The following is a 17,121-nucleotide window of genomic DNA, read 5'->3' on the forward strand; positions in this document are numbered from 1 at the left end:
GCCTGGCGGTCCTGCTGCTGTTGAGGCGAAGGGGGCATGACATGACTCCGTCGTAGTCGGAGATCTATGTGTCACCAACGTCCGGCAGTTTTATACCTAGGGCACGGCCCGCAGGCCCGGGGCGGGGCGCCGGGGTCACGGACGGCCCGGAGCCGCCCGAGGTGCGGGGCGCCGGGGTCAGTGCCCGGCGGCCAGGCCGTCCAGGTGGGACAGGTCGTTCCAGACCTCCACCGCCGGAGCGCCGTACTCCCAGGACAGCACGCAGAGCGCGGCCGTACCGAGCTTGAACCGCTGGGCGTACTCGGGCGGCAGGCCCAGCCAGCGGGCGGCCAGGATGCGCAGCAGGTGGCCGTGCGCGAACAGGACGACGTCCCGGTCGGCGCAGTGCATCACGGTGGTGTCCGGCTCCGGGACGCCGTGCTCCTCGTTGAGTCCGGCCAGGAAGGAGTCCACCCGGGCGGCCACCTCGGAGAGCTTCTCGCCGCCGGGCACCCCGTCGCGCCAGATCAGCCAGCCGGGCCGGTCGGTGGCCCGGATGTCCGCGCCGGTGCGGCCCTCGTACGCGCCGTAGTCCCACTCCATCAGCTCCGGGCGCTCCACCGCGCGGTCGCCGAAGCCGGCCAGCTCGCAGGTCTCCTTGGCCCGGCCGAGCGGGCTGGTGTAGACGAGCGCGTCCGGCAGGCCGTTCCAGGGGGCCTTGGCGAGGCGGGCGCCGAGGGCCCGGGCCATCGCGCGGCCCGCCTCGGTCAGCGGGATGTCGGTGCGGCCGGTGTGGCGGCCGGTGGCGGACCACTCGGTCTCGCCGTGGCGGACCAGCACGATGCGGCAGGGCATGGGGGCTCCTAGCGAAAGGGCGGTGGCAACAACGGTCGGTCTCACCATTGAGCACCGGGCTCCATGATCCCCCACCCGGGCGGCGGCCACGATCCCGGGGCCGTCCCGCCGCCCCCGGCCGCACGCCGTCGAACGGGGCTCCGGCCGTCCGGCATGTCGTCCAACGGCCGGTCCGCACCGCGTTGTCGGACCCGGATGCGACACTGGGCCGCACCATGAACGTCTCGACGAACGTCCCGCCCCGCGGGCCCGCTGAGCCGCTCGCCCGGCGGCTCGCGGAGCTGCGCGGACCGGCCCCGCAGCGCAGTCTGAACGCCCGCTCCCTCGCCGCGCTCGCCGCCAATCCGGGCTGCCACCGCCGGGCCGTGCTCGACGCGGCCGGGGTGGACAAGTCGGCGCTGGCGGCCCGGCTCGGCCGCCCCGCCCCCTTCGGCCAGTCGCCCTTCGCCATCGCCCGCGGCGTGATCTTCGAGTCCCGGCTGAAGGCGGACGGCTACGCCCCGCTGCTGGAGCCGCTCCGCCACCACCTGGGCGTCCCGGTGGACGGCCACGCCCCACTCCTGGTGCCGGACCTGCTGCACCGCTCCGGCCCGGCCGTACGCGCCGACCGGACGGCCGAGGCCCTGGTTCGGGCCGCCGCCGACCCGGAGGCCTGGACGCTGCTGGACCACCCGATGCTGCGGCTGGAGGTGGCCGGCAGCACCGCCTACCTGGAGCCGGACGCGCTGGTGGTGCACGGCGGGCGGTGCACCGTGGTCGAGATCAAGTCCTTCCCGGTGCTGGACGGCAGCGCGGACCCGGCCAAGGTCGGCGCCGCCGCCCGGCAGGCCGCCGTGTACGTGCTGGCGCTCCAGCACGCCGCCGCCGCGGCGGCCGGGCAGCCGCTCGCCGAGGACCCGTACACCGAGCAGCGGCTGCCGGGCAGCCCGCGCACCGGCGTGCTGCTGGTCTGCCCGAAGGACTTCGGCAACCGGCCGACCGCGGTGGCCGTGGACGTCCGCCGCGAACTGGCCACCACCCGGCGCCAGCTGAGCCGGATGACCGGCATCGGCCGGCTGCTGGAGGCGCTGCCGCCGGACGCCGACTTCGACCTGGCCTCCGACGAGGCCGGCGCGCCGGCCCGGAGCACCGGCCGGCTGGCCGCCTCGGTCGAGGCGGTGCCCGCCGCGTACAGCCCGGACTGCCTCTCCACCTGCGAGCTCGGCTTCCACTGCCGCGCCCAGGCCCGCTGCGGTGACCGGGTCGAGCAGCTCGGCCGGGGCGTGCGCGGCGAGCTGGGCAGCATCCGTACGGTCGCCGACGCGCTGGCCGCCGCCGGCACCAAGAGCGGGGACCTGGACGGCGCGGACGACGCCGCCGAACGCCTCGCCTACGCGGCCGCCCTGCGCGCCGAGGCGCTGGAAACGGCGGCGCTGAGGACGGCGGCGCCCGCAGCCGCGGAGGCGGGCGCATGAGCGAGCGCATCATCAAGAGGCGCGTACGGGCGAATGCCCCTGCCGAGCGAGGCGGGGCGGGCGCATGAGCAAGCGAAGCGAGCGAATCATCAAGAGGCGCGTACGGGCGAATGCCCCTGCCGAGCGAAGCGAGGCGGGCGCATGAGCCTGCTCACCACCCTCGCCCGGCTGGAGGCCGTCCGCAGCGGCCGGGCCGAGCCGCTGGCCACCGTCCGGCACCGGCACCTGTCCGACCGCCCGATGGTGCTGGTCCCGCTGACCGCCGCCGGCGAGTCCGGCGCGCCGCTCGCGGTGATGCTCGGCACCGACCGGGACGCGCCCCGGCTGCACCTGGTGCCGCAGCCGCTCAACCGCACCCTTCGCTTCGACTTCCTGGCCGAGCTGGCCGCCGACCTGCTGCCCTACCTGGAGTCCTTCGCCGAGGACGTCGAGCAGATCGAGGGCTCCGAGAAGGACCCGGAGACCGGCGAGAAGGCCCAGGTGTTCCGCGAGCTGTGCGCGGACGCCCCGCAGCTGATCGTGCCGAACGGCGCGGGGGTGCACCATCTCGCCCTGATCGGCCGCTCGACCCGCTTCCGCCGCACCGCCGAGGACGCGGAGCCCGGCCCGTACCCGGCGCCGGTCCGGGTGCCGCTGCTCGGCCGCTGGCTGACCCACCTCACCGACCGAGCCCAGGTGCCCGGCTCCTCCCTGCTGCTGCCGATGACGGGGCTGCTGGCCCGGCACTGGGCGACCGGCCAGAGTCACCTGGAGGACCAGCACCTGGCGGCCCGGCTCGCCTGGCACCGCCCGCCGCCGGGGCTGACCGGCGCGCAGGCGGCCGAGCTGGCCGAGTCCGCCCGGGACGACCGGGGGCAGCTGCTGCACCCGCCGGCCGGCCCGGCCACCGACCCCCGCTTCGACGAGTTCGTGCTGGCCCCGGCGATCGCCCGCTACGACTCCGCCGTGGCCGCCCTGCAGCACGGCACCGAGCAGCGCGACGAGGCCGCCGCCGGCCGCGCCCGGACGGCCGTCCGGGGCGCGGTGACGGCACTGGAGGAGTCGCTGGCGACGATCCTGCTGCCCACCTGGCAGGACGTCTGGCAGGGCCTGGACCTGCTGCGCGCGCTGCCGCCCGCCGGGCACCTGGCGGAGCGCTGGACGGGCGACCGCTGGTCCTACACCGGCCACCGGGACCGGCTGGCGGCCGGCGAGCCGCCGCAGCCCCGGCAGGACGACGCCGTCACCGCAGCCCGCAAGCTCGCCCAGCGCGAGCGCGAGCAGGCCCGGCTCGACGTCCAGGAGGCTCTGGACGACCCGCTGGCGATGGCCGAGCACCGGCTGGCGGGCGAGGCGTTCAGCGGCGTGGTGACGGAGGTGGTGCCGGACTGGGACACCACCGGCCGCTCGCCCAAGCCGCGCCCGCTGGTCACCCTGCGCACCGCCGACCGTCCGCACGCGGACCTCGGCCGGGAGGTGCACCGGGTGTGGGGGTCCCCCCGGCCGGAGGCCGGCGCGGGCCCGTCCGCGCAGAAGGCGGAGATCGTCGCGGTGGACGCCGCCGAGGGCACCCTCACTCTGCGGGTGCTCTCCGGCATGGGCCGCCGGAAGGACCCCGAGCCGGGCAGCCTGCCCGAGCCCGGCGAGTCGGTCACCTTCACCCTGTTCGAGCTGACGGTGCGCCAGTCCGCTCCGCTGCCCGAGCCGGACGACACCCCGTGGACGCACGGCGGTCCGCCCGGTGCCGCGCCCGTACCCGCCCCGTCCGTCTCCGAGGAGTGGGAGTGAGCAGTCCGATGATCCCCGAGCAGGCCCCGGGTGCGGCCGCCGACGCCGCGGTGGCGCGGATCCTGGCCGCCACCGTCCATCCGCCGGCCGGCGCCCCGCGCGGCGTGGTGGTGGACTCCCCGCCCGGCGCGGGGAAGTCGACGCTCGTGGTGCGCGCCGCGCGCGAGCTGGTCGGGGCCGGCGAGCGGCTGATGATCGTCGCCCAGACCAACGGCCAGGTGGACGACCTGGTCGGCCGGCTGGCCGAGAAGGCGCCGGAGCTGACGATCGGCCGGCTGCACGCCGCGGACTCCCGGCCCGGCCCGGAGGTGCTGAAGCACGCCAACGTCACGCCCTCCGACAAGGTCGCCGAGCTGGTCGAGCACGACGTGGTGATCTCCACTGCGGCCAAGTGGCAGTGGGTGCGCGCCGAGGCCCCGTGGCGGCACGCGATCGTCGACGAGGCGTACCAGATGCGCTCGGACGCCCTGCTCGCGGTGGCCCGGCTGTTCGAGCGGGCGCTGTTCGTCGGCGACCCGGGCCAGCTGGACCCGTTCACCGTGGTCGGCACCGAGCAGTGGGCCGGGCTGTCGTACGACCCGTCCGGCAGCGCGGTGGTCACCATGCTGGCGCACAACCCGGAGATCGAGCCGCACCGGCTGCCGGTCTCCTGGCGGCTGCCCGCCAGTGCCGCACCGCTGATCTCGCGGGCCTTCTACCCGTACACGCCGTTCCGCTCCGGCACCGGACCGGACGACCGCCGGCTGACCGCCGCCGTGCGCCCGGACGGCTCGGCGCTGGACGCGGTGATCGACCGGGCCGCCGAGCACGGCTGGGCGCTGCTGGAGCTGCCCGCCCGGCACACCGTACGGACCGACCCGCAGGCCGTGGCGGCCGTCGCGGCCACCGTCCGCCGACTGCTGGAGCGCGGGCTGACCACCCACTCGGAGCAGGGCGGGGGCCCCCTCACCGCGGACCGGATCGCCGTCGGCACCGCCCACCGGGACCAGGCGGCGGCCGTGCGTGCGGCGCTGCTCAAGGCGGGTGTACCGGTGGACGGCGCGGACGGGCCGGCCGTCACGGTGGACACCGCCAACCGCCTCCAGGGCCGCGAGTACGACGTGACCGTGGTGCTGCACCCGCTCTCCGGACGCCCCGACGCGACCGCCTTCCACCTGGAGACCGGCCGGCTCTGCGTGCTCGCCTCCCGGCACCGGCACGCCTGCATCGTGGTGGCCCGGGCCGGGATCGCCGAGCTGCTGGACGAGCACCCCGCGACGGAGCCGGTGCAGCTGGGCGTCCCGGTGGCCTTCCCGGACGGCTGGGAGGCCAACCACCAGGTGCTGCACCACCTGAGCGGCCACCGGGTGCACCTGCGGTAGACCGGGTGCACCCGCGGTGGGAGGTCAGTCCTCGGTCTCGCAGACGGCGAAGGCCTTGACGGCCGAGTGGTCGGTCCGCGCGATCCACCCGGTCGCGTCCTGGGACGGACCGTTGTGGGTCACGGTGTCGTTGGTCCCGGCCGGGAGCACGTAGCCGCCGCCGGTCAGGTGGGTACCGCTCGGGCAGGTCGCCTGCGACGGGGCGCCCGGGGCGCTCGTCGGGCCCTGCGCCACCACCGCCGTCTCGGCGGCGACGGCGGGCGCCGCGGCGGCCAGGCCGAGGGCGGGAGCGGCCAGGAGGACGCCGGTGGAGAGGATCGCTCGGCTGCGCATGGGGGTTCTCCCGGTGGTGCGGATGGCGGGGACACCGGGACAACCGGTTCGCCCGCTGCTCGGATGCGCGGCGCCCAGGGCACGCGCCCGGCGCGTGCCGGGGAATAGCGCTCGCGTGCGCACCGTTCCGCTACCGGCCATCGCCGCGAGACAATGGACGGCGGCCACGACCGGGCGGCGCGGCCCGGAGCAGATTCCCACCACCCCCACCCGAGACCCGGAGGTGTCCGTCCATGCCCGACTCCCCAGAGTCGACCGAGCCCACCAGGCGCCGGCGTCCGGTGCAGCTGCTGTTCGAGCCGCAGTCCGCCGAACCCGAGCCGGAACGATTCTTCGACCTGGAGTCGATCGAGGACCCGGCGGAGCTGCTGCGCCGTTCCACGGAACTGGCCCTGGCCTTCCGGGCGGCCGCCGAGCGGGCCACGGACTTCCAGGCGGTCGCCGCCGCGCAGCTCGCCGACCCGCGCCGTTTCGACGCGCTCTCCGACGTCGAGATCGCCCAGCGGGCGGACTGGACCCCGGACTACGCCGCCAAGATGATCGAGTACGGCCGCACCCTGCTCCAGCCGCGCCGGCACGAGGACTGAGCCCCGCGCCCGACGGCGGGACGGACGGACCCCGCTCGGGCACAGGCCTCTGGCATATGCGCGGCGGGGAAGGGTACGCCGTCCCCCGCCGCGCTGTCCGGCGAACCGTGCTTTCCGCCCCGCCCGGGGCGTGCGCCCCGCAGGCTGCTCTCCGTGGAGATCTGGACACAGCAGTCGGTGACACAGCAGTCGGTGACGCAGCAGTCGGCGATGTACCCGTCGGTGATGCACCCCACGGTGGAGTGCGTCGGCGCGGCCGGGGAGGCCTGGCTGGCCTCCGCCAGCGAGTACCCGCGCAGCATGCGCGCCCTGTGGGAGAGCCGCCCCTGGGCGCCCTCGGTGCTGCCCTGCGGGCGCGCCTTCGACGTGATCAGCATGCCGGCGCTGTTCGGCCGCCGGGTGCTGGACGAGCTGTGGGCCTCCGGGCCGGGCTGCGGGCCGGTGGCCGTCCACCGGGGGCGGCTGCTGCTGTTCGTCCAGCCGGGCGCGGCGCCCCGGCTGCGCCGGCTGCTGGCCTGGGAGGAGTGGGCCCGGGACGTGCCGCCGCTGCTGTGCCACGGCAGGGGCGACGCGGTGACCGTGCCGCCGCTGCAGCGGATGGTGAACAGCCCGGACTCCCCCGGGCAGGGCGCCGGCCGGTGGGTCGTCGCACCGGAGCGGCGCGATCCCCGACTGCCCGGCGCCGCGGTGGTGCTCTGGGCCTGCGTCCGGGCGGCGCGTGAGCCGGGCGCGGCGGTTCCCGCCGGGTCGGCCGTCGTGACCGGGGGGTGAACGCGGGGCGACCGGTATTCGATTTTGGCTCGGCCGCACGGCGCTGCTAGAGTCTTCTCTGTCAGCAGGCGCCGCTAGCTCAGTTGGTTAGAGCAGCTGACTCTTAATCAGCGGGTCCGGGGTTCGAGTCCCTGGCGGCGCACAGACAACCGGAAGGCCCTTCACGAGAGCGAAGGGCCTTCCGGCGTTTCCGGTGCCTCCCCGGGCCGAGAAGCCCGGACCGAGAGACCCGACCGGGGCCCGGCCCGAGAGACCCGACCGGGGCCCGGCCCGAGAGACCCGACCGGGCCGCCCGCCGGAGCGGACGGCCCGACCCGGGCTCAGCGGCCGCGCAGCGCCCGGTAGCGGGCGACCAGCTCGGCGGTGGAGCTGTCCAGCTGGTCGGCGCCCTCGCCGGTGAGCAGCACCGGCTCGATCCGCTTGGCGAGCACCTTGCCCAGCTCGACGCCCCACTGGTCGAAGGAGTCGATGTTCCAGACCGCGCCCTGGACGAACACCTTGTGCTCGTAGAGCGCGACCAGCTGGCCGAGCACCGACGGGGTCAGCTCGCCGGCCAGGATGGTGGTGGTCGGGTGGTTGCCCTTGAAGGTCTTGTGCGGGACGAGTTCGGCGGGCACGCCCTCGGCGACGACCTCCTCCGGGGTCTTGCCGAAGGCCAGCGCCTGGGTCTGGGCGAAGAAGTTGGCCAGCAGCAGATCGTGCTGGGCGACCAGGCCGGGGAGCAGGTCGGCGACCGGCTTGGCGAAGCCGATGAAGTCGGCCGGGATGACCTTGGTGCCCTGGTGCAGCAGCTGGTAGTAGGCGTGCTGGCCGTTGGTGCCGGGGGTGCCCCAGACCACCGGGCCGGTCTGCCAGTCCACCGGGGTGCCGTCGCGGGTCACCGACTTGCCGTTGGACTCCATGTCCAGCTGCTGCAGGTAGGCGGTGAACTTGGACAGGTAGTGCGAGTAGGGCAGCACCGCGTGCGCCTGGGCGTCGAAGAACGCGCCGTACCAGACGCCGAGCAAGCCGAGCAGCAGCGGGACGTTCTGCTCCGGCGGGGCGGTGCGGAAGTGCTCGTCGACCAGGTGGAAGCCGTCCAGCATCTCGCGGAAGGCGTCCGGGCCGATGGCGATCATCAGCGAGAGGCCGATGGCCGAGTCGTAGGAGTAGCGGCCGCCCACCCAGTCCCAGAACTCGAACATGTTGGCGGTGTCGATACCGAAGTCCTGCACGCCCTGGGCGTTGGTGGACAGCGCGACGAAGTGCTTGGCCACCGCGTCGGTGTCGGCGCGCAGCCCGGTGAGCAGCCAGTCGCGGGCGGAGACCGCGTTGGTGATGGTCTCGATGGTGGTGAAGGTCTTCGAGGCGACGATGAACAGCGTCTCGGCCGGGTCGAGGTCGCGGACCGCCTCGTGCAGGTCGGCGCCGTCCACGTTGGAGACGAAGCGGACGTCGAGGTCGCGCTTGGCGTACGAGCGGAGCACCTCGTAGGCCATCGCGGGGCCGAGGTCGGAGCCGCCGATGCCGATGTTGACGACGGTGCGGATCGGCTTGCCGGTGTGACCCTTCCACTCGCCGCTGCGGACCCGGTCGGCGAAGACGGCCATCTTGTCGAGGACTGCGTGCACCGCGGGCACCACGTTCTCGCCGTCGACCTCGATCACGGCGCCGCGCGGGGCGCGCAGCGCGGTGTGCAGGACCGCGCGGTGCTCGGTGTTGTTGATCTTCTCGCCGCGGAACATGGCGTCCCGCAGCTCGGCGACGCCGGTGGCGGCGGCCAGCTCGCGCAGCAGCTCCAGCGTCTCGTCGGTGACCAGCTGCTTGGCGTAGTCCACGTGCAGGTCGCCGACCTGGAGGGTGTAGCGGCGGCCGCGCTCGGGGTCGGCGGCGAACAGCTGACGCAGGTGGGTGTCGCCCAGTTCGGCCCGGTGCTTGGCCAGGGCGGCCCACTGCGGGGTGCGGTCCAGCGGGGTGCGGGCGTCGGCGCGGGTCTCCGACATCGGTGGGTCCTCGATTCATCTGGGTGCAGAAACCGGCAGGGCCAGGCGTGAGGGTTCGCCGAGGTCGTGCGGGTACTGGTGGTGCGCCGACTCCGTTGACGGCCTGCCCGGGTTCAGCCTATGCAACCCCGGGGCCGGTCGCGCACATTCCGCCCCGCGGGCGCGGACGGTGCGCCCGCAGGACGTGGACGGTGCGCTGCGGGGCGAGTGGACGCCCCGTCACTTCCGTTCGGAGCGCAGGTCGAGTCCGCGCAGCACGTGGTCGACCAGCTCCGGGTCGGCGCCGGGCTCGCTGCGGGCGGCGAGCATCTCGCGACGGGAGGCGGCGATCATCTCCTGCTCGACGTCCCGGGCGGCCCGCCACTGGGCCATCCGCAGCCTGGCCTCGGCGGCCTCCTCCTCGGCGTAGTTCTCCGGGCAGAGCCGGGCCAGCCGGTCGTGCTGACGGTCCCGCAGGCGGTCGGCGACCTCGGCGGGCAGCCGGTCCTGCTCCTCCATCTCGCCGAGCCGCCTGAGCCCGGCCTTGGCGGCCCGCCACCAGAGCTGGCGCACGGCCTGCTCGTGCTTGTCCTGGTCGATGTCCAGCTCGAACCGCTTGGCCAGCCAGGGCAGGGTCAGGCCCTGCACCAGCAGGGTGAAGAGCACCACGCTGAAGGCGATGAAGACCAGTCGGCCGCGCTCGGGGAAGTCCTCGCCGGAGTGCAGGGTGAGCGGGATGGCGAGCGCCAGGGCGACGGTGGCCACACCGCGCATGCCGGACCACCAGAGGATCACGCTCTCCTTCCAGCTGAACGGCGTGTCCTCGTCGTCGCCGGAGCGCAGCTTCTTCGACAGCCAGCCGGCCGGCAGCAGCCAGAGCAGCCGGACCAGGACGACCACGGCGATGACCACGGCCGCGTCGCCGATGAAGCCGGTCCAGCCGCGGCCGGCCTCCTTGAGCACGGTGGCCAGCTCCAGGCCGATCAGGCCGAAGGCGACGCCGGTGATCAGGATCTCGACCACCTCCCAGAAGGCGTTGCCGACCAGCCGGTAGGAGACGGCGTCCGCGTCGGAGGCCCGCTCGGCGAGGTAGAGCGCGCAGACCACGACCGCGAGCACGCCGGAGCCGTGGATCTCCTCGGCCAGGGTGTACGCGGCGAAGGGCACCAGCAGGTTGAGCGCGACCTGCTGGGTCGGGTCGTCCAGCCGTTCGGCGAGCTTGGTGTTGACCCAGCCGAGCGCGACGCCGACCACCACGGCCAGCACCGCGGACAGCACGAAGCGCAGCACCGCGTCGCCGGCCGAGAAGTCGCCGCTGACCATGGCCTCGATGGACAGCGAGTAGACGACGATCGCGGTGACGTCGTTGAACAGCCCCTCGCTCTCCAGGATCGCCACCAGGCGGCGGGGCAGCCCGACGCTGCCGGCCACCGCGACGGCGGCGACCGGGTCGGGCGGGGAGACCAGCGCGCCGACCGCGATCGCGGCGGCCAGCGGCAGGGTGGGCAGCAGCCAGTGCACGGTGCCGGCCACGGCGACCGTGGTGACCACCACCAGGGCGACCGCCAGCAGCAGGATCGAGCGGGCGTTGGCCTTGAAGTAGCGCACCGAGGAGCGCCGGGCCACCGCGAAGATCAGCGGCGGCAGGACCAGCGGCAGGATCAGCTCGGGCTCGATGGTGACGTCCGGGATCTGCGGGACGAGCGCCATGACGATGCCGAGGAGGGTCATCAGTACCGGTTGTGGCACTCCGGTCTTCCGTCCGAGCGGCATGGTCACCACGGAGGCGAGCAGCACCAGGAAGAACAGGGGCAGCTGGCCCACGGGGAGGTTCCTCTCGACGACGGACGGCTGAGCGCCGTCCAGGATAAATCTGACAATGCGCCCAATGCTGTCGACACGCTGAACAAGGGTTTGACCTCAAGTGCACTTCAGGTCGGAGGATCGTCGGCATCGGAACGATCGAAGAGGGGTGGGCACAGGATGAAGGCGGTCACCGTGACGGGGAGCGGCGGTCCGGAGGTCCTGCGGGTCACCGAGGTGCCCGACCCGGAACCCGGGCCGGGCGAGGTGCGGGTGCGGGTGTACGCGGCCGGGGTGCAGCCGGTGGACCTCGCGATCCGCGAGGGGTTCCGCCCGCCGGGGACGGCGGTCGAGCCGCCGTTCGTCCTCGGCAACGAGTTCGCCGGGGTGGTGGACGCCCTCGGCCGGGACGCCGGCGACTGGCGGGTCGGGGACGAGGTGCTGGGCTTCCGGGTGCTGGGCTGCCAGGCCGACCGGGTCACGGTCGACGCCGGCCGGCTGGTGGCCAAGCCCGCCGGAATGCCCTGGGAGCAGGCCGGCTCGCTCTCCGCCTCCGGCCAGACCGCGCACGTGGCGCTCACCGGGCTGGGCGTCGGCCCGGGCGACACCGTGCTGGTGCACGGCGCCGCGGGCGGGGTCGGCACGGTCGCCGTCCAGCTGGCCCGGGCCTGGGGCGCCACGGTGGTCGGCACCGCGAGCGAGCGCAACCACGCGTACCTGCGGGAGCTGGGCGCGGTGCCGGTCGCGTACGGCGAGGGGCTGGTCGAGCGGGTCCGGGCGGTGGCGCCGCAGGGGGTGACCGCGGCGTTCGACGCCGCCGGGCGGGGCGCCCTGGAGGCCTCCGTGGAACTGGTCGCCGACCGGAGCCGGATCGGCACCGTGGTCGACTACCCGGGCGCCGAGCGGCTGGGCGTCCGGGGGCTGCGGGGCGAGCGGACGGCCGGGCGGCTGGCCGAGCTGGTGAAGCTGTGGGAGGCCGGCGCGCTGCGGCTGGAGGTCGAGGAGTCGTTCCCGATCGAGCGGGTCGCCCAGGCCCACCGGCTGGTCGGCGCCGGGCACGTCCGGGGCAAGGTGGTGCTGACCATGTGAGCGGGCCGGGCCCCCGCTCCGGCCCGATTGTGAGTTTCGGCTGCTGACCAGGTAATGTTCTCCACGTCAGCAGGCGCCGCTAGCTCAGTTGGTTAGAGCAGCTGACTCTTAATCAGCGGGTCCGGGGTTCGAGTCCCTGGCGGCGCACAGACAGCCGGAAGGCCCTTCGCGAGAGCGAGGGGCCTTCCGGCGTTTCCGCGTCCTCCCGCGTTTCCCGCGCCCGCCCGCCATTTCCGCGTCTTCCTGCGCCTTCCTGCGCCTTCCGCGTCCGCCCGCGCGTCGGTGGCAGGAAAGGTGGGAAACAGGTCATTGCTGCCACCGTCGCCCGTTGGGAGGCTGGTCGCATGAGAGCGCGCAACGTGGTCATCGTCCTCTTCGAGGGCGTGCAGAGCCTCGACGTGACCGGCCCGCTGGAGGTGTTCGCGGGTGCGGGCAAGGCCTCCGGGCAGCCGGACGCGTACCGGGTGACCACGGCCTCCCCCGGCGGCGGTCCGGTGCGCAGCCACAGCGGACTGCGGCTGCTGCCGGACGCGGACCTGGCCGAGGTCGGGCCGGTGCACACCCTGCTGGTTCCCGGCGGGGAGGGCACCAAGCTCGCCGACCCGGCACTGGTGGCCCGGATCCGGGAGCTGGCCGGCCGGGCCGAGCGGGTGGTGTCGGTGTGCACCGGCGCCTTCCTGCTCGCCGAGGCCGGGCTGCTGGCCGGGCGCCGGGCGACCACCCACTGGGCCTACGGCGAGGAGCTGGCCCGGCGGTTCCCGGACGTCGAGGTGGACCCGGACCCGATCCACGTCCGGGACGGGAACGTCGCCACCTCGGCCGGGGTCACCGCCGGGATCGACCTGGCGCTGGCCCTGGTCGAGGAGGACCTGGGACGGGAGACGGCCCTGCTGGTCGCCCGCCACCTGGTGGTCTTCCTGCGCCGGCCGGGCAACCAGGCCCAGTTCAGCACCCAGCTGGCCGCCCAGGTGGCGGCCCGGCAGCCGCTGCGCGAGGTGCAGCGGTGGATCGCCGAGCACCCGGAGGGCGACCTCTCGGTGGAGGCCCTGGCCTGCCGCTCGGCGCTGTCGCCGCGGCACTTCGCCCGGGCCTTCGCCGCCGAGGTGGGGGTGACCCCGGGCCGGTACGTGGACGGGGTCCGGTTGGAGGCCGCCCGGCGGCTGCTGGAGGACACCGACGACGGCGTCGAGGAGATCGCGCGCTCCTGCGGCTACGGCACCCCGGAGGCGATGCGGCGCGCCTTCGTCCGGGCCCTGGCCGCCCCGCCCGCCGAGTACCGACGCCGCTTCCGACCCGAACCGACCGGAGGTCACTGATGCGCATCGCCATCCTGCTCTACCCCGACTTCACCACCCTGGACGCGGTCGGCCCGTACGAGGTGCTGTCCCGGATCCCCGGCGCCGAGGTGGTGTTCACCGCCGCCGAACGGGGGCCGGTGCGCAACGACGTCGGCAGCCTGTCGATCACCGCGGAGGCCACCCTGGACGAGGTGGACTCGGCCGACCTGCTGCTGGTGCCCGGCGGGCCCGGCACGCAGGCGCAGCTCGCGAACGAGGAACTGCTCGACTGGCTGCGCCGGGTGGACGCGACCACCACCTGGACCACCTCGGTCTGCTCGGGCTCGCTGCTGCTGGGCGCCGCCGGGCTGCTCAAGGGCCGTCGGGCCACCTCTCACTGGGGCGTCCTGGACCGGCTGCCCGCGTACGGGGCGGAGCCAACCGGGACCGAGCGGGTCGTCATCGACGGCAAGTACGCCATCGCCGCCGGCGTCTCGGCCGGGATCGACCTCGCGCTGACGCTGGCCGGCCTGATCAGCGGGGACACCACCGCGCAGGCGATCCAGCTGCTGATCGAGTACGACCCCCAGCCGCCGTACGAGTCGGGTTCCATGGCGAAGGCCTCCCCCGAGGTGGTCGAGGCGGTGCACCGGCTGATGGAGCGCTAGGGAGCGTCGCCCCGCAGGCGCGAGTTCGAAGACAGGCCCTACCGCCGGGGCGGGAAGGCGTGGCGGCGGGCGGCGGTGACCACGGCGAGGACGGGGAGCATCAGCGCGAGCACCGTCCAGGGCAGGGCGCCGGCGCCCAGGCCGCTCAGGACCAGCCCGCCGACCACGCCGCCGCCCGCCATCGCGGCGTTCCACAGGGTCACCAGGACGGCCTGGGCGGTGTCCGCCCGCTCCCCGCCCGCGTCGCCGAGCGCGGTCTGCAGCAGGGTCGGGGCGCCGCCCCAGCCCAGGCCCCAGCACAGTGCGGCGACGTACACCGGCGGCGCGTCGGCGGACCACCCGGCGAGGACGGCCGCCGCCAGCGCGACCAGCAGCGCGCCGAGGATCGTCAGCCGCCGCAGCCGGCGGTGGATGTGGGCGCCGGTCAGCCAGACGCTCGCCAGCGAGCCCAGCCCGAAGACCAGCAGCACGGTGCCGGTGGCGCCGCCGAGGCCGGCCCGGTCCAGGAAGGGCGCGACGTAGGTGTACAGGATGGTGTGGGCGAGCACGTAGAGCACCGTCACGGTGAGCACCGGCCGTACGCCGGGCACGGCGAGCGCCTGCCGGACCGGCGCCCGCCCGCCGGCCGGCTGCCCGGGCTGCTCCGGCACCAGCGCCGCGATCCAGCCGATCACGCCGACCGCCAGTGCCGTCATGGCCAGGAAGGGCACCCACCAGGCGAGCGCCTGCCCGAGGAAGGTGCCGACCGGCACTCCCAGCGACAGCGCCACCGGCACGCCCGCCATCGCGACCGCCATGGCCCGGCCCTGCTGTTCGACCGGTACCAGCCGGCGCGCGTACCCCGCCAGCAGGGCCCAGGCCAGGCCGGCCGCGACGCCCGCGAGGAAGCGGGCGGCCAGCGTGAGCGGGTAGCTGGTGGAGACCGCGGTGACGGTGTTGGCCACCGCGAAGCCCGCCATCGCGGTGAGCAGCAGCCGCTTGCGGCCCCAGCCGGCGGTGGCCGCGCTGAGCGGGATCGCGGTGACGGCGGAGCCGATCGCGTAGACGGTGACGGTCTGCCCGGCCGCGGACTCGCCGACTCCGAGCGCCGCGCTCATCCCGGGCAGCACGCCGGCCGGCAGGTTCTCGGTGAGGCCGGTGACGAAGACCGCGGTGGCCAGTGCGAGCAGGGCGGGGAGCGGAAAGGGCTTGTGGGGTACCGGGGTTGTGAGCTGTGTGGTCGCCATGGGAACCATGCTTGGACCTCACACCGGTGTCAGGTTCAAGCACGGCCCCGCGGGCGGTCGGGCCGGCGGCCCGCCGGATCAGCGGCCGGTCGGATCAGCCGCTCGGCGGCTCAGCGGCCGAAGTAGCCGTTGAAGTTCCTGGAGAACTCCTGGCCGCCGAACCGGTCCCAGTTGATCGACCAGGTCATCAGTCCGCGCAGGTTCGGCTGGGCGCCCGAACGCGGCACGTAGGTACCGCAGTTGGCCAACCTGGTGAGGCAGTCGAGCGCCTTGTTCACCTCGGCCGGGGCGACGTAGCCGTTGCCCGCGTTGGTGGTGGCCGGCATGCCGACGGCCACCTTGGAGGCGGGCAGCGGCGGGAACACGTTGTTCGTGTTGCCGGCCACCGGGAAGCCCTTGAGCAGCATGTCGGTCATCGCGACGTGGAAGTCGGCGCCGCCCATCGAGTGGTACTGGTTGTCCAGGCCCATGACGGAGCCGGAGTTGTAGTCCTGGACGTGCAGCAGGGTGAGGTCGTCGCGCAGCGCGTGGATGACCGGCAGGTACGCCCCGGCGCGCGGGTCCTGGCCGCCCCAGGGGCCGGATCCGTAGTACTGGTAGCCGAGTTGGACGAAGAAGGTCTCCGGCGCCATGGTCAGAACGAAGCCCGGGCCGTACTTGGCCTTGAGGGTCTTCAGCGCGGAGATCAGGTTGACGATGACCGGGGTGGTCGGGTTCCTGAAGTCGGTGTCACCGGTGTTGAGGGAGAGCGAGTGCCCCTCGAAGTCGATGTCCAGGCCGTCCAGGCCCCACTTGTCGATGATCGCCGAGACCGAGCTGACGAAGGTGTCCCGGGCGGCGGTGGTGGTCAGCTGGACCTGGCCGTTCTGGCCGCCGATCGAGATCAGCACCTTCTTGCCCTGGGCCCGCTTGGCGGCGATGGCGGCCCTGAACTCGTCGTCCGACTCGACGGTCGGGCACTCGGTGGCCGGGCAGCGGTTGAAGCGGATGTCGCCGGAGGTGACGGAGGTGGGCTCGCCGAAGGACAGGTCGATGAAGTCCCAGGAGTTCGGGACGTCGGCCATCCGGGTGTAGCCGGCGCCGTTGGCGAAGCTCGCGTGCAGGTAGCCGACCAGGGCGTGGCTGCCGGCGGGCGGGCTGGTGGGCGTGCCGGTCGGGGTGCCCGTCGGCGTCCCGGTCGGCGTCGCGGTCGGCGAGGGGGTGCCGGTGGGCGTCGCGGTCGGGGAGGCGGTGGCGGTCGGGGAGGCGGTGGCGGTCGGCGTGGGCGTCGGGCTGGGCGCGCCCGGGCCGTCCAGCGAGATGTCGTCCGCGTAGTAGGTGCCCTGCCCGTACCAGCCGTGGGTGTACACGGTGGCGCTGGTCTGGTTGGCCCCGGTGGTGAAGCTGACGCTGAGCTTCTGGTACGAGCCGCCGGTGCCCGGCGTCCAGGTGCTCGGGCCGCCGCCGTCCACGCCCAGGTAGACGTACGAGCCGTTGACGAAGGCGCTGAGCGTGTAGGTGGTGTTCGGGGCGACGGTGACGGTCTGGGCGCACTGGGCGGTGTCGCCGGCCGTGGCGGCCGCGGCGAGCGCGCGGCTGCCCCCGTGCACGGGGGCGGTGACGACGCTGCCGGAGTTGCCGGTGCAGCTCCAGGGGCCGAGCGAGCCGGACTCGAAGCCGCCGTTGACCAGGAACTCGCCGGCCGAGGCGGTGGGCGCCAGGCCCAGCGTGACGCCGACCAGGGCGGCCGCGGCGACGGCGGAGGCGGTACCGGCGGCGAGGGCCGCGCGGCGGCCCCTGACCGGGGTCTTGGGCATGGGTGTTCTGCGCATGCGGGTGCTCCTGCGATGGCGCGGTCGTGGGGGACGTCCGAGGGCACGCCGGAGCACGCGCCAGTGGGGGGAACGGCCCGGCCTGGCACCCAAGTTGGACTAGACCACTGAAGTGGATTCGACAGGGCGGTGTCAATGGTCCAGACCGGTTCCCGGCTTCTCCGGTTGCCGGGGGTGAC

The 17,121-nt window shown here is 74.5% G+C and carries 14 protein-coding genes and 2 tRNA genes; 10 read left to right on the plus strand and 6 right to left on the minus strand.

Annotated features, from left to right (window positions below):
• Nucleotides 1-177 precede the first annotated feature (177 nt).
• Nucleotides 178-834, minus strand: a complete 657-nt coding sequence (locus tag ACGF0D_RS27040) for a histidine phosphatase family protein (protein ID WP_392881284.1) — start codon at nt 832-834, stop codon at nt 178-180.
• A gap of 215 nt (nt 835-1,049) precedes the next feature.
• On the opposite strand from ACGF0D_RS27040, the gene ACGF0D_RS27045 reads away from it, so the two are divergent.
• The 3 genes from ACGF0D_RS27045 to ACGF0D_RS27055 all read left to right on the plus strand — a co-directional run bounded on the left by ACGF0D_RS27045 (nt 1,050) and on the right by ACGF0D_RS27055 (nt 5,416).
• Entirely contained in the window at nt 1,050-2,288 is a 1,239-nt protein-coding gene (locus ACGF0D_RS27045; RefSeq protein WP_392920511.1) for a hypothetical protein, read from the plus strand.
• Nucleotides 2,289-2,429: 141 nt separating this feature from the next.
• Nucleotides 2,430-4,055, plus strand: coding sequence for a hypothetical protein (locus ACGF0D_RS27050; RefSeq protein ID WP_392920514.1), 1,626 nt, complete (start codon nt 2,430-2,432; stop codon nt 4,053-4,055).
• Between the two features lie 8 nt (nt 4,056-4,063).
• A complete protein-coding gene (locus tag ACGF0D_RS27055; protein ID WP_392881384.1) occupies nt 4,064-5,416 on the plus strand; it encodes an AAA domain-containing protein in 1,353 nt (450 codons plus the stop codon).
• A 24-nt stretch (nt 5,417-5,440) separates the two neighbouring features.
• Here the strand turns inward: ACGF0D_RS27055 and ACGF0D_RS27060 are convergent, their stop codons facing one another.
• Entirely contained in the window at nt 5,441-5,749 is a 309-nt protein-coding gene (locus ACGF0D_RS27060) for a hypothetical protein (RefSeq protein WP_392920517.1), read from the minus strand.
• Nucleotides 5,750-5,982: 233 nt separating this feature from the next.
• Here ACGF0D_RS27060 and ACGF0D_RS27065 point away from each other — a divergent pair, with 233 nt between their 5' ends.
• The 3 genes from ACGF0D_RS27065 to ACGF0D_RS27075 all read left to right on the plus strand — a co-directional run bounded on the left by ACGF0D_RS27065 (nt 5,983) and on the right by ACGF0D_RS27075 (nt 7,249).
• Nucleotides 5,983-6,336: a hypothetical protein gene (locus tag ACGF0D_RS27065; protein WP_392881274.1), complete on the plus strand. Its 354-nt coding sequence runs from the start codon at nt 5,983-5,985 to the stop codon at nt 6,334-6,336.
• A gap of 210 nt (nt 6,337-6,546) precedes the next feature.
• Nucleotides 6,547-7,107: a bifunctional DNA primase/polymerase gene (locus ACGF0D_RS27070; protein WP_392920663.1), complete on the plus strand. Its 561-nt coding sequence runs from the start codon at nt 6,547-6,549 to the stop codon at nt 7,105-7,107.
• Nucleotides 7,108-7,175: 68 nt separating this feature from the next.
• Nucleotides 7,176-7,249, plus strand: a tRNA-Lys gene (locus tag ACGF0D_RS27075).
• A gap of 178 nt (nt 7,250-7,427) precedes the next feature.
• Here ACGF0D_RS27075 and pgi read toward each other — a convergent pair.
• On the minus strand, nt 7,428-9,089 hold the full coding sequence (pgi, locus tag ACGF0D_RS27080) for a glucose-6-phosphate isomerase (RefSeq protein ID WP_392920520.1): 1,662 nt from the start codon (nt 9,087-9,089) through the stop codon (nt 7,428-7,430).
• A 219-nt stretch (nt 9,090-9,308) separates the two neighbouring features.
• Complete coding sequence (locus tag ACGF0D_RS27085; RefSeq protein ID WP_392881268.1) at nt 9,309-10,892, minus strand: Na+/H+ antiporter; 1,584 nt, start codon at nt 10,890-10,892, stop codon at nt 9,309-9,311.
• A gap of 159 nt (nt 10,893-11,051) precedes the next feature.
• On the opposite strand from ACGF0D_RS27085, the gene ACGF0D_RS27090 reads away from it, so the two are divergent.
• The 4 genes from ACGF0D_RS27090 to ACGF0D_RS27105 all read left to right on the plus strand — a co-directional run bounded on the left by ACGF0D_RS27090 (nt 11,052) and on the right by ACGF0D_RS27105 (nt 13,905).
• Complete coding sequence (locus ACGF0D_RS27090; protein WP_392920523.1) at nt 11,052-11,960, plus strand: NADP-dependent oxidoreductase; 909 nt, start codon at nt 11,052-11,054, stop codon at nt 11,958-11,960.
• Between the two features lie 73 nt (nt 11,961-12,033).
• Nucleotides 12,034-12,107: transfer RNA gene (locus ACGF0D_RS27095), tRNA-Lys, on the plus strand.
• 197 nt (nt 12,108-12,304) lie between these two features.
• A complete protein-coding gene (locus tag ACGF0D_RS27100; protein ID WP_392881264.1) occupies nt 12,305-13,276 on the plus strand; it encodes a GlxA family transcriptional regulator in 972 nt (323 codons plus the stop codon).
• Nucleotides 13,276-13,905: a DJ-1/PfpI family protein gene (locus ACGF0D_RS27105; protein WP_392881261.1), complete on the plus strand. Its 630-nt coding sequence runs from the start codon at nt 13,276-13,278 to the stop codon at nt 13,903-13,905. The genes ACGF0D_RS27100 and ACGF0D_RS27105 overlap by 1 nt, the downstream gene beginning before the upstream one ends.
• Nucleotides 13,906-13,943: 38 nt before the next feature.
• On the opposite strand, the gene ACGF0D_RS27110 is transcribed toward ACGF0D_RS27105, so the two are convergent.
• Nucleotides 13,944-15,131 (minus strand): MFS transporter, encoded by a 1,188-nt coding sequence (locus ACGF0D_RS27110; RefSeq protein ID WP_392920526.1) that lies wholly within the window; start codon nt 15,129-15,131, stop codon nt 13,944-13,946.
• Between the two features lie 110 nt (nt 15,132-15,241).
• Complete coding sequence (locus ACGF0D_RS27115; RefSeq protein WP_392920529.1) at nt 15,242-16,942, minus strand: chitinase; 1,701 nt, start codon at nt 16,940-16,942, stop codon at nt 15,242-15,244.
• Between the last annotated feature and the right edge of the window lie 179 nt (nt 16,943-17,121).

Source organism: Kitasatospora sp. NPDC048298 (assembly GCF_043201465.1).
In the GTDB taxonomy this organism is placed as follows: Bacteria; Actinomycetota; Actinomycetes; order Streptomycetales; family Streptomycetaceae; genus Kitasatospora.

Bases quoted from the DNA above. Each gene is read 5' to 3' on its own strand.
- ACGF0D_RS27105 (WP_392881261.1), top strand. From the start codon at position 13,276: ATGCGCATCGCCATCCTGCTCTACCCCGACTTCACCACCCTGGACGCG.
- ACGF0D_RS27115 (WP_392920529.1), bottom strand. From the start codon at position 16,942: ATGCGCAGAACACCCATGCCCAAGACCCCGGTCAGGGGCCGCCGCGCG.
- ACGF0D_RS27110 (WP_392920526.1), bottom strand. From the start codon at position 15,131: ATGGCGACCACACAGCTCACAACCCCGGTACCCCACAAGCCCTTTCCG.
- ACGF0D_RS27060 (WP_392920517.1), bottom strand. From the start codon at position 5,749: ATGCGCAGCCGAGCGATCCTCTCCACCGGCGTCCTCCTGGCCGCTCCC.
- ACGF0D_RS27055 (WP_392881384.1), top strand. From the start codon at position 4,064: ATGATCCCCGAGCAGGCCCCGGGTGCGGCCGCCGACGCCGCGGTGGCG.
- pgi (WP_392920520.1), bottom strand. From the start codon at position 9,089: ATGTCGGAGACCCGCGCCGACGCCCGCACCCCGCTGGACCGCACCCCG.
- ACGF0D_RS27050 (WP_392920514.1), top strand. From the start codon at position 2,430: ATGAGCCTGCTCACCACCCTCGCCCGGCTGGAGGCCGTCCGCAGCGGC.
- ACGF0D_RS27070 (WP_392920663.1), top strand. From the start codon at position 6,547: ATGTACCCGTCGGTGATGCACCCCACGGTGGAGTGCGTCGGCGCGGCC.
- ACGF0D_RS27100 (WP_392881264.1), top strand. From the start codon at position 12,305: ATGAGAGCGCGCAACGTGGTCATCGTCCTCTTCGAGGGCGTGCAGAGC.
- ACGF0D_RS27045 (WP_392920511.1), top strand. From the start codon at position 1,050: ATGAACGTCTCGACGAACGTCCCGCCCCGCGGGCCCGCTGAGCCGCTC.
- ACGF0D_RS27065 (WP_392881274.1), top strand. From the start codon at position 5,983: ATGCCCGACTCCCCAGAGTCGACCGAGCCCACCAGGCGCCGGCGTCCG.
- ACGF0D_RS27090 (WP_392920523.1), top strand. From the start codon at position 11,052: ATGAAGGCGGTCACCGTGACGGGGAGCGGCGGTCCGGAGGTCCTGCGG.
- ACGF0D_RS27040 (WP_392881284.1), bottom strand. From the start codon at position 834: ATGCCCTGCCGCATCGTGCTGGTCCGCCACGGCGAGACCGAGTGGTCC.